This is a genomic window from Microcoleus sp. MOSTC5 (assembly GCF_036701825.1).
Lineage (GTDB): Bacteria > Cyanobacteriota > Cyanobacteriia > Cyanobacteriales > Microcoleaceae > Microcoleus > Microcoleus asticus.
The window spans coordinates 1-10,610 of record NZ_JAUBRK010000115.1 but is presented as its reverse complement, the minus strand read 5'-3'; the positions used below and the strand labels follow the sequence as shown (position 1 = coordinate 10,610).

Sequence of the window (10,610 nt, the reverse complement as noted above, 5' to 3'; positions counted from 1 at the left end):
CTGTTGATTTAAGGAGTGGATAGGTTTTCTTTTTCACCCTCATTCTCTCCTGGCGCGGTGGCTCTAGTTCTTCTTTGGCCACCGTTCTCATCTTTCGTTAGTCTAAACTACAGTAAAAAAGGGTCGAGGTCAGTTCCAAAATCATCGAAATTTGACTTCTTAATCACATATATTTGGCTGCCCAATGGATTTTTTATGCCTCAGTTTCTAACTGAGCCAGCTTTTCTTAGTCTAAACTCCAGAATTTATGTTCGTTAGTAAAAAACTCTCTCCAAAAATTTGACAATCTTAAAAGACCTAGATAGGGCTTGCTGAATAATCGATCGCTGTTCCAAGAGCAGGAGCGATCGATTATTCAGCAAGCCCTATCTAGCTGAGATCGATCGCACGGGCTAGCTTTGACAGCCGCGGCTGCTTTATTTCTGGCGCGTGGCGGCACGATCGGGCTAGTTCTGGCTGTCCTGGCAGTGGCTGAGCTAATTGCCGATATGCTGCTGCAAATTCCCTCTCGCACCAGTCCCCCTGCGTTGATTGCTCGGATTCTTAGTGGTGGCATTGTGGGATGGTTCATCACTGCACCAAACAGCAGTGTTGCACTTGTTGGAGCGCTCTTGGGTTTTGTAGGTGCACTGGTTGGTGCCTATGGTGGTCGGACGGTGCGGATAGCCGCGATTGAGCGGATTGGTGCAGTTCCTGGTGCCCTTGTTGAGGATGTTGTCGCGATCGCTCTAGCTGCCCTTGTCGTTACCCGCTAATGTTACTTCGTGAGTAAGTCCTGTGCTGTCACGGGAAACGTTGCATCTGAGCCGACACTCGCTCCGGCGTAGCCAGCCTCCGGCATCGCACCCTATCTCTGTGCCGCTCTCTTGAGCCTCAATTCCCCCTTTTTATAGCTGAACAGGCGCGCAAAGCCATCTGAACAACCTCTAGGAGTTCCGCGCGACTAGCTCCACTTGCTGCTTGCACGGACATTCCAAAGTTGACTGTAACGACAAAGCGAGCGAGGGCAGCAGGATCGGTATCAGAGGGCAAGTCACCTTCTGAGACAGCACGCTCGAAGCGATCGCGGATAGCAGCCTCGCCTGATATGCGGCGCTCTGCCAACTCTTGATGGAGTGGATTGTCTGGATCGACACAGGAATGCAGACTTTGTGCGTAGAGACATCCTGATGGGTTGCACGGATTAGTCACCAAATCAACAACGCCAAGCATCATCCGCTCAATGACTCTCCGGGCAGTTGACTCGGAGAGTGCTTCACGCAGGTAGGCAGTTTGCCGCTCGCGATAGCGATCGAGGGCCTTGCGGAATAAGTTTTCCTTATTACCAAAGGTCGCATAGAGACTCGGACGGTTAATGCCCATCGCTTCGGTTAGATCGGTCAGGGATGTTCCTAGATAGCCCTTGCGCCAGAATATTTGCAAAGCTTGTTCTAAAGCTTCGTCGATATCAAAAGCGCGAGGTCGTCCCTGTACGCTATGAGGCTTTTTCGTTTCCATACCGTTCAGTATAAAACTTCCTTGACACCAAGATTGAACCAGGGTATATTTTTTGTACCGATCGGTAAGTAAATCACCGATATCGGCAATTACAAGCCCACCAAAGCAAATCATGACAAAAACACTCGCAGGTAAAGTTGCATTGGTTACGGGTGGCTCACGCGGTTTAGGAGCAGCGATCGCCAAACGTCTTGCCCACGATGGGGCAGCAGTTGCTCTCACCTACACCAGTTCGCCCCAAAAAGCTGAGGAGGTGGTGCGCGACATTGAAGCTGCAGGGGGAAAAGCTTTAGCAATCCGCGCTGACAGTGCGGATGTCGAAGCAGTGAAACATTCCGTGGCCGAAACCGTAAACGCCTTGGGCCGCCTCGACATCCTAGTTAACAACGCGGGGGTTGCCACTTTAGCTGCGATCGATCAGTTCTCGATGGATGAGTTTGACAGACTTGTAGCGGTGAATGTCAGGGGCGTTTTCGTAGCAACTCAGGAGGCGATTCGCCACATGGGTGAGGGTGGACGAATCATCATGATTGGCAGCGTTAACAGTGATTCCACCCCCTTTGCAGGGCTATCGGTCTATGCCTTAACCAAGGGGGCGATCGCCAGCTTTACACGCGGTCTTGCCCGCGATCTTGGACCGCGTGGTATCACCGTTAACAACATCCAACCTGGTCCCATTGATACCGATATGAATCCCGCAGACGGAGACTTTGCCGAGGGGCTCAAAAAGATCATTGCCCTGGGTCGCTACGGACGGGATAACGAGGTTGCTGCCATGGTTTCTTATCTTGCCAGTCCTGAAGCCGCCTTTGTCACTGGCGCAAGCCTCAAGATTGATGGCGGATTTACAGTCTAAACGAGATGTCATCAGACTTGCAATCACCAAACTTTATTCAAAAAAACATCATCAATAATGTCACAAAAACTCTCAGGAAAAGTCGCTCTTGTCACTGGTGGCACTAGCGGCATAGGTCTTGCCACTGCCAAGCGATTCGTTGCCGAAGGTGCCTATGTCTTCATTACAGGTCGCCGTCAGGCTGAATTGGATGCCGCCGTAGCAGCAATAGGCAAGAACGTCACTGGTATTCAGAGCGATGTCTCTAATCTGGCAGACCTCGATCGCCTTTTTGCCACAATCGAGCAAGAGCAAGGTCGCCTGGATGTAATCTTCGCCAACGCTGGCGGTGGAGAACTCGCCCCGCTCGGATCGATCACCGAAGAACACTTTGACAAAACGTTCAACACTAACGTTAAAGGCGTGCTATTCACCGTGCAGAAGGCACTGCCTCTGTTACCGTCGGGCGCTTCCATCATTCTGAATGCCTCGACTGCTTCTACCGTGGGCACTCCAGCTTTCAGTGTTTACAGCGCTACCAAAGCTGCCGTGCGCTCGTTTGCCCGCAATTGGACGCTCGACCTCAAAGAGCGCCAGATCCGAGTTAACGCCATTAGCCCTGGCGTAGTTCCTACTCCTGGTTACAATCACTTGGGACTGAGTGATGAGCAGGTGCAGGAATTCGTAGATAGCCAAGCCGCCACCATCCCACTGGGAAGAGTAGGGACGCCCGATGAAATTGCCAAAGCCGTTGTCTTTCTCGCTTGTGACGACAGCAGCTTTGTCAACGGTATCGAGCTGTTTGTTGATGGCGGTATGGCACAGATTTGAAGCGCTCTAAAAGTGGTCAGTAATCTTCCAAGCAGGCTGTTTATCGTTCACTTTGGACTCAACTCAAAGCACTCAATGAGGGAGAAATAAACCAGAGTAAAGCACCCCTTTTAGGTTGGAACTAGCTAGCCCTCTCAAAGTGGCTGCTGAGCTCGATCGAGAAGTAGGAAGTAGATACATGGCGGTGACGTGCATCGCAATAAGGAGGCGACTTTTTTTTCTTAGTAGCGAGTATTTTTGAGGAATCTTTTTAAATCTACTCGCCCTGCTAAATCTAATAAAATATTAGCCAGTGTTTCTCGATCGCACTGGGTAAAAATCGTCCAATTTTCCGAGGGAATTGCAATCATCATTCCCCGATATGTGCTTGGAATTTCGTCAACCATATAGTAGCCAGAAAGACCAGCTTCTTTTTTACCTACTCCATGTACGCTAGCGATCACTGCACGAATGGTTCCGAGAACATTGTAAGTAACTAATGCCAAACAAAAAGAGAATAACCCTTCTTGGGGATACCCTAAAGTTTGAATTTCACCTTCATAATTTACGGTGACCGTTTGAAACAGATTCTCCACACTCCGTCGTTCGATATAGATTCGATATAGAGTTGGGCAACAACTGCTGCTGTTGCTTCTGTGGTAGAGAGTATTGTTAAAATTTCGACCTCTTTTTCTCCATTACGAGTGGGTTTAAATAGCTCGATCGTCACCTGTCTGATTAATAACTCTTCACCCGGATAATTCAAGCGAACCATTTGCTCGAATAGTTTACCCGTCGAGGTTTCACCGCATTATTGGCGCTCGCTTACGGGTGTGAGTGACAAACTTTTATGCTTGCGAATTACGAAGTGTGAACCATTTCTGGTGATGCCTCGTAAAAAACCTGATGTAAACATAGCTCGATCGCCAATCCATAGTTCTCCAAGTTGGACTGTTGCCAAAACTTTATCGAATAACGATCGCTCACTTAGCGTGGCCGTCAACACAAGGAAACACATCGATTGCTAATCTTAATGAGCGGGTCGAGGATGACCAGTAATTTGCCCGGTAGTGCCTCAGCTCCTATAGGGCGTAACACTTCCAGCCGATGGTCGGTTCCTGCTAAACAATTACCATCGATAATCCGTACTTTGTAGGGAGCTAATAACTTTGGTGAACTGCCTCCAATAAACTCGATTAAAGATGCCATCGCTGCTGCTGTTTCCTTTACAAGTGCCGCACAAACTCTCTGCTCTACACCATTTAATTTGTCATAAACGGCAGTACGACTGACATTGAGTTGTTGCGCGCGGGCGCGATAAGCAGCATTCACCGATGGGTAAATTCCACAAACAACCAGACTCATTAAATTTACCAAATCCGAAAACAATAACTCTCTGGTGTACTGGACTTGTGCGTTGGCTTCAAAGATCCGATCGAGCGCCTCGGGTGCTAGCACCCCTTCCATCAAACCCCGACTCATCACACTAATCGGACTCTCGGTTAGAAATCGCTCGAAAACAGCATTCAGCATGGCAGCTTCCTCCAGTAACGGACTGTTCCCATCAGCACCTTCAAGCGATGCGGGGGTGCGTCATAACTATATTATTGAAAGCCGAGTTGTATCCGGCATCTGTGCGCTAGCCCCACAGAATAACGGCACACTCAAGGCGGGAAACGAACCTTCAAATTTTACGCCAAATCCTCGCGCCCGCTGGAAGTGTGCCGTTAAATATTGGCTCTCTATTGAGCGAAACTTCTATATTAGGACTTACGCATTGACAGAATAACAAAATAGTGCATTGATAAATATGGGTCGTTTACTTTCTAGGTATCGGACAATCAGAGAAATTACGCTTACCATCGACAGCACAATGCAATCTAGACCTCTACACCTTATTTTTGCTGTCAGAGCCAAAGTTTGGGGGGTGCAGTCGGCTAGCAGAGGTATTAGGAGATGTTTCACATTCAGGGCGTCAACCGTTTTTTATTGAGAGAGAGATACGAACCGAAAGATTTATTCAACATAATGCGTGAAAATCATTAACTTAGTAGGAGGGATACTAAGTGTAGACGATACAGTCATAGAAAAGATTTACAGCGATCCCAAAAATGCCGAATTAATCAGTTATTTTTGGTCAGGAAAAGCCCATAAAACTATTATTGGCTTAAATTTAATTACGCTATATTACAGCGAAAGTAATGGTAATTCAGTCCCAATAAATTACAGAATATATGACAAAAAGGAGGGGAAAACAAAAAACGATTATTTTAGAGAAATGGTGAGAGAAATAATAAACTGGGGAGTCAAGCCAAGAATAGTAACAGGAGATAGTTGGTATTCAGGAGTAGAAAACTTAAAATTTCTAAAAAACCAGAAATTGGGGTTTCTATTTGGGATTGAAAAAAATAGAACCGTCTCAAATGAGCCACAGAAGTATTGTCAAGTAAGCACTCTGGCTATTCCCGAAGAAGGATTAAGAACTCATCTGAAAGAATTTGGATTTATAAAGTTGTAAAGGTGCGACTTTAAAAAAGAAGACTCTAGACACTATATTTTATATCTGCCAGATGAGTCAAAAATCCCAGATATCAGCAGAAGTGAATTTATCACAATTCATGATACCCATTGGGGCATTGAAACTTTTCATTTCCGCCATAAAACAAGTATGTGGAATTTGTCGGTTCATGGTTAGAGATACATTAGCAATCAAAACTCACATATTTTGTTCGCTGCAAGCATTTGTGAGATTGGAGTTTATGCGATCTGAAAAGATAATTAGCAATTGGTATGAAGTACAACGGAATATGTTCACGTTAGTTGTACGTGAGCATATTTTTGCCAACCTTAGCAGTGATATCATTATCTAGAATTCATAGATGATGTTTTTTGTCAATGCGTAAGTCCTATATATCTAGCTGAGCTCGATCGCACCTTGACAGGGCTAGCTTTGACAGCCGCGGCTGCTTTATTTCTGGCGCGTGGCGGCACGATCGGGCTCGTTCTGGCTGTCCTGGCAGTGGCTGAGCTAATTGCCGATATGCTGCCGCAAATTCCCTCTCGCACCAGTCGCTCTGCGTTGATTGCTCGGATTCTTAGTGGTGGCATTGTGGGATGGTTCATCACTGCACCAAACAGCAATGTTGCACTCGTTGGAGCGCTCCTGAGTGTTGTAGGTGCACTGGTCGGTGCGTATGGTGGTCGGACGGTGCGGATAGCTGCCATTGAGCGGATTGGTGCAATTCCTGCTGCCCTTGTTGAGGATGTTGTCGCGATCGCTCTAGCTGCCCTAATCGTTATTCGTTGATGTCACAAAGTACGTAAGTCCTAAGATTAACTGGCATCTTAACTCAAAGAACTTGAGCGGTCTAAATGGAACTGAAATAGAAGAATGAAGACAACTGATTGAAAGGCGGATTGGCCACCTTCGCAAGCAATCGGGTCATCAAAATAAGACTTCTGAAATCAGTTATGTATCAACTGATAAAGTAGTAATTGATCGATAGGATACCGATCGCAGATGCAGTCGTCTTTACTATCCAAATCAGATACAGACTGGGAAACTATCAGCACAATTTACATAGGAGCCCCATGAGCACAATCACTACTAAGGATGGTACACAAATCTATTACAAAGACTGGGGTACAGGACAACCCCTTGTCTTCAGTCACGGTTGGCCGCTTAGTGCGGATGCTTGGGAATCGCAGATGTTTTTTCTCGCCTCGCACGGCTATCGCTGCATCGCCCACGATCGTCGGGGTCATGGGCGATCGAGTCAACCCTGGCACGGCAATGAAATGGACACCTACGCTGACGATCTGGCGGAACTATTCGAGGCGCTGGATCTAAAGGATGCGGTGACGATCGGACACTCTACCGGCGGTGGCGAAGTGGCGCGGTTTATTGGGCGACACGGAACATCACGGGTTGCCAAAGCAGTGTTAATGGGCGCAGTGCCGCCGATCATGGTCAAGACGGATGCGAATCCGGGTGGGCTGCCCATTGAGGTCTTTGACGGCTTTCGGGCGGCGTTTTTGGCTGACCGATCGCAGTTTTTCCTTGACGTGGCCAGTGGCCCGTTCTTTGGCTTCAACCGACCCGGTGCCAAAGTCTCCCAAGGTCTGATCCAGTCGTGGTGGATGCAGGGGATGATGGCTGGCCATAAGAACGCTTATGACTGCATTAAAGCGTTTTCGGAAACAGATTTCACCGAAGATTTGAAGAAGTTCGACGTGCCAACGTTGATTATTCATGGCGATGACGATCAGATCGTGCCGATTGGTGCTTCTGCCCTGTTGTCTGCGAAGCTGGTCAAGAATTCGATTTTGAAGATATATCCCGGCGGATCGCATAGCCTGGGCGACACGAGTAAAGACCAACTCAACGCCGACCTGCTGGAATTCCTCAAGTCCTGACTAGGTGCGCGAATGTGAGACATCACAGTTAAAGATCCGAACGGGTCCATTCTCTTAGGTTCGCAACCGTTTCGGACAGCTTGTTCAAACTCAACAATCACAACACTTATAACGATGAAAAAACTAGAAGGAAAAATCGCAGTCGTCACAGGTGCGTCTAAAGGTATTGGTGCCGCGATCGCCAAACATCTGGCAGCCGAAGGTGCAGCAGTTGTCGTTAACTATTCATCAAGCAAAGAAGGGGCCGATCGCGTGGTTGATGAAATTACCAGCGCAGGCGGTAAGGCGATCGCAGTCCAGGCAAATGTTGCTAAAAAGGCAGAGATCGAACATCTTTTTTCAGAAACGCAAAAAGCTTTCGGCAAGCTAGATATTTTGGTCAACAATGCTGGCATTTATGAATTTTCCCCACTGGAAAACATCACGGAAGAGCACTTCCACAAGCAATTTGACCTCAATGTGCTGGGATTGCTCCTCACCTCACAACAAGGTATAAAGCACTTCGGGCCAGAAGGCGGTAGCATTATCAATATCAGTTCGATCGTCAGCACTCTCGCACCCGCGAACGGCTCAGTCTATAATGCTACCAAAGCAGCGGTCGATGCCATCACGAAGTCGCTTGCCAAAGAACTCGGTTCACGCCACATCCGTGTCAATTCAATCAATCCTGGGATGGTGGAAACGGAAGGTTCGTATACAGCGGGAATTGCTCAGAGCGAAGGTCGCAAACAAATTGAAGCGCACACTCCGCTGGGTCGAATCGGACAGCCGCAAGACATTGCGCCTGCCGTCGTTTTCCTTGCGTCCTCTGATTCAGGATGGATTACTGGCGAAACTCTGTATATTACGGGTGGTCTTCGCTAGCTTTGATGGCATTGCGTTTTTCTGTATACGAAGTACAGCGCAAAGCTAAAGCATCCTAACCGCAGTCGGTACCATTCCATGCAAGGCATTGCTGATTTGGTAACGATCTAGCTATTTCAAAAGCAAATTCCTAGGTAAGAAAATCATTACTTTTCAGCAATGCCGAATGATGATGTGATAACTCAATCCAAACCCTATCTCAACGAGCAGAGAGTTTTGAACTTGGAGTGTGAAAGTGTTATGAAAGCAAATTATCCCCAAGGAGTTTAGCGCTAATGGAAACAGCAGATGTCATTGTGATAGGAAGCGGTCAAGGTGGCATTCCACTGGCGACTGATTTTGCCAATGAGGGGCGCAAGGTTGTCTTGTTTGAACGGGATGCTTTAGGCGGTAGTTGCATTAACTATGGCTGCACTCCGTCCAAAGCGTTTTTAGCAGCGGCTCATGCAGCAGGTCGGGCGCGTCAGGCCAAGAAATTAGGCATCCACGCGGAGGTTGAAGTGGATTTTCCCGCTGTCATGGAGCGAGTTCGGGGAATCCGCAGCGATTTTAATCAGGGGATTCGCAAGCGATTGGAAACTGCGGGTGTCAAAGTAATTTGTGCTGAAGCTTCTTTTGTGGGTGAACGGACGGTCAAAGGTGGGGATGTCACCGTTCAGGCTCCTCTAGTAATTATTAACACGGGTACGTCATCGCTGATTCCTGAGATTCCCGGTCTGGCAGGAACTCCCTACCTGACTAACCGCAATTTCTTTGACTTGAACACTAAACCCGCCCGTTTATTGGTGATTGGAGGGGGCTATATTGGCTTGGAATTAGGGCAGGGATTGGCGCGTTTGGGCAGTCAGACTCACTTAATTGTGCGAGGCTCACGCCTTTTAGATCGAGAAGAAGCTGATGTCAGCGAGGTCTTAGCAGAAGCCTTCAAGCAGGATGGAATTGATCTCAATTTTGGGGTGAATGTAAATCAGGTTGCCTATGAGAATAATGTATTTAATCTGACGCTGAGCAATGGCGAACAACTTCAGGGAGAAGCTTTGCTGGTTGCGATCGGACGGAAACCAAATACAGGTGCATTAAATGCAGCCGCCAGCGGAATTGAGTTAGATGATAAAGGGTTTGTCAAAATTGACGACCAGTTTCATACAACCTGTGCTGGTGTCTATGCGATTGGGGATGCTGCCAAACAGCCTGCCTTTACTCATGTTTCATGGGAGGACTATCGCCGTTTAAAAGCTATTTTGTGTGGAGAAAACCGGACGCGAGGCGATCGCGTTCTTGGCTATGCGGTATACACAGAACCCCAGGTGGGGCGAGTGGGGATGACGTTAGAACAGGCTCAGAAACAAGGCATCAACGCGCGTGCGGTTACGTTACCTATGAGCCAAATTGCGCGTGCGATCGAGTGGGGGCATGACCTCGGATTTTATCGCATGGTAATCGACAGCGACACAGACAAAATCCTGGGAGCAACCTTAGTGGGCTACGAAACTGCGGAACTGGTTCATGTATTTTTATCCCTGATGGAGGCGGGAGCAACTTGGCAGTTGTTAGAGCGATCGGTTCATATCCATCCCACCTATGGTGAAGCTTTACCCAGTCTGGCACGGTTGCTGCTTTGAGATAATATGCCTGGGTGTCCGAATATATGAAGAGGTTTTATCCCACACTCGGCACTTCAAAATGTAGAATAAAATAGTGCCAAAAAATAAAACCCCGATTGAGAGTTCTTTTCGGCTAGCGAACTGAAGGTTTATTCCCGAATAAAAATTGAGTGTCAGCTTCAGTTTATAGGCTGTTTAAAAGAGAGAAGACGTGGGTAGTTTCTTGAAATAAATGGTTAAAACGGAACCTACCCCCTGCGGGGTTGTTCCCCTTAAAGCTTCTCGGTCAGAATCCTAGGTTTTTGGCTTATAGCCTTTCTCAAAAAGATGAGGTACAATAACAGCAGTGTGTAAAGCAGTTAAAAATATTTGACGATGTAACGCAGACCCAAACGCAAACTAAGAGTGCTTTTCCTAATTCTTGATAATTAGTAGTCTAGATAGAACGGAGAATAATTTTAAGTTTTGACCGCAGATTTTCAATGGGTGAAAAATCTGGTCAATAAGGCAGGGTAATCGCATCTTAATTGAGGTAGGATGGTGAGGGAAATTGTTCAAAGATTTGACAGTATAATTCAAGCGCA

The 10,610-nt window shown here is 47.3% G+C and carries 12 protein-coding genes and 1 pseudogene; 9 read left to right on the top strand and 4 right to left on the bottom strand.

The genetic code is table 11. The features are described from left to right. Positions 1-398 precede the first annotated feature (398 nt). Positions 399-755 carry a hypothetical protein gene (locus QUA54_RS32855; protein ID WP_333419054.1) on the top strand — a complete coding sequence of 119 codons (357 nt, stop codon included), beginning with the start codon at positions 399-401 and terminating at the stop codon, positions 753-755. 118 nt (positions 756-873) lie between these two features. Here the strand turns inward: QUA54_RS32855 and QUA54_RS32850 are convergent, their stop codons facing one another. Further along, a complete protein-coding gene (locus tag QUA54_RS32850; protein WP_333419052.1) occupies positions 874-1,611 on the bottom strand; it encodes a TetR/AcrR family transcriptional regulator in 738 nt (245 codons plus the stop codon). Here QUA54_RS32850 and QUA54_RS32845 point away from each other — a divergent pair. Both QUA54_RS32845 and QUA54_RS32840 read left to right on the top strand, forming a co-directional pair. Then, complete coding sequence (locus QUA54_RS32845; RefSeq protein ID WP_333419050.1) at positions 1,610-2,353, top strand: 3-oxoacyl-ACP reductase family protein; 744 nt, start codon at positions 1,610-1,612, stop codon at positions 2,351-2,353. The genes QUA54_RS32850 and QUA54_RS32845 overlap by 2 nt on opposite strands. Before the next feature lie 57 nt (positions 2,354-2,410). Further along, positions 2,411-3,163 carry an SDR family oxidoreductase gene (locus QUA54_RS32840; protein WP_333419048.1) on the top strand — a complete coding sequence of 251 codons (753 nt, stop codon included), beginning with the start codon at positions 2,411-2,413 and terminating at the stop codon, positions 3,161-3,163. 221 nt (positions 3,164-3,384) lie between these two features. Here QUA54_RS32840 and QUA54_RS32835 read toward each other — a convergent pair whose 3' ends face one another. The 3 genes from QUA54_RS32835 to QUA54_RS32825 form a co-directional block, all read right to left on the bottom strand. Further along, positions 3,385-3,738: a hypothetical protein gene (locus tag QUA54_RS32835; RefSeq protein ID WP_333419046.1), complete on the bottom strand. Its 354-nt coding sequence runs from the start codon at positions 3,736-3,738 to the stop codon at positions 3,385-3,387. Further along, complete coding sequence (locus QUA54_RS32830; protein WP_333419044.1) at positions 3,708-3,917, bottom strand: hypothetical protein; 210 nt, start codon at positions 3,915-3,917, stop codon at positions 3,708-3,710. Before QUA54_RS32830 ends, QUA54_RS32835 begins: the two co-directional genes overlap by 31 nt. Positions 3,918-4,141: 224 nt before the next feature. Beyond that, a complete protein-coding gene (locus QUA54_RS32825; RefSeq protein ID WP_333419043.1) occupies positions 4,142-4,675 on the bottom strand; it encodes a hypothetical protein in 534 nt (177 codons plus the stop codon). Between QUA54_RS32825 and QUA54_RS32820 the strand changes: the two genes are divergently transcribed. From QUA54_RS32820 to QUA54_RS32795, 6 genes and pseudogenes are all read left to right on the top strand, one after another. Next, positions 4,674-4,931 (top strand): hypothetical protein, encoded by a 258-nt coding sequence (locus QUA54_RS32820; RefSeq protein ID WP_333419041.1) that lies wholly within the window; start codon positions 4,674-4,676, stop codon positions 4,929-4,931. The genes QUA54_RS32825 and QUA54_RS32820 overlap by 2 nt on opposite strands. A 43-nt stretch (positions 4,932-4,974) precedes the next feature. Then, a pseudogene (locus tag QUA54_RS32815) lies at positions 4,975-6,012 on the top strand (IS701 family transposase). A gap of 80 nt (positions 6,013-6,092) precedes the next feature. Then, entirely contained in the window at positions 6,093-6,449 is a 357-nt protein-coding gene (locus QUA54_RS32810; RefSeq protein WP_333419039.1) for a hypothetical protein, read from the top strand. Between the two features lie 284 nt (positions 6,450-6,733). After that, positions 6,734-7,558, top strand: a complete 825-nt coding sequence (locus tag QUA54_RS32805) for an alpha/beta hydrolase (RefSeq protein WP_333204940.1) — start codon at positions 6,734-6,736, stop codon at positions 7,556-7,558. Between the two features lie 114 nt (positions 7,559-7,672). Continuing rightward, entirely contained in the window at positions 7,673-8,422 is a 750-nt protein-coding gene (locus QUA54_RS32800) for a glucose 1-dehydrogenase (protein WP_333204942.1), read from the top strand. A gap of 275 nt (positions 8,423-8,697) precedes the next feature. Then, positions 8,698-10,044 carry an FAD-dependent oxidoreductase gene (locus QUA54_RS32795; RefSeq protein ID WP_333419037.1) on the top strand — a complete coding sequence of 449 codons (1,347 nt, stop codon included), beginning with the start codon at positions 8,698-8,700 and terminating at the stop codon, positions 10,042-10,044. Positions 10,045-10,610 lie beyond the last annotated feature (566 nt).

Excerpts from the sequence above, each read along its gene's own strand:
- QUA54_RS32800 (WP_333204942.1), top strand. The coding sequence starts at position 7,673 with ATGAAAAAACTAGAAGGAAAAATCGCAGTCGTCACAGGTGCGTCTAAA.
- QUA54_RS32845 (WP_333419050.1), top strand. The coding sequence starts at position 1,610 with ATGACAAAAACACTCGCAGGTAAAGTTGCATTGGTTACGGGTGGCTCA.
- QUA54_RS32795 (WP_333419037.1), top strand. The coding sequence starts at position 8,698 with ATGGAAACAGCAGATGTCATTGTGATAGGAAGCGGTCAAGGTGGCATT.
- QUA54_RS32820 (WP_333419041.1), top strand. The coding sequence starts at position 4,674 with ATGGCAGCTTCCTCCAGTAACGGACTGTTCCCATCAGCACCTTCAAGC.
- QUA54_RS32825 (WP_333419043.1), bottom strand. The coding sequence starts at position 4,675 with ATGCTGAATGCTGTTTTCGAGCGATTTCTAACCGAGAGTCCGATTAGT.
- QUA54_RS32850 (WP_333419052.1), bottom strand. The coding sequence starts at position 1,611 with ATGATTTGCTTTGGTGGGCTTGTAATTGCCGATATCGGTGATTTACTT.
- QUA54_RS32830 (WP_333419044.1), bottom strand. The coding sequence starts at position 3,917 with ATGGTTCGCTTGAATTATCCGGGTGAAGAGTTATTAATCAGACAGGTG.
- QUA54_RS32805 (WP_333204940.1), top strand. The coding sequence starts at position 6,734 with ATGAGCACAATCACTACTAAGGATGGTACACAAATCTATTACAAAGAC.
- QUA54_RS32840 (WP_333419048.1), top strand. The coding sequence starts at position 2,411 with ATGTCACAAAAACTCTCAGGAAAAGTCGCTCTTGTCACTGGTGGCACT.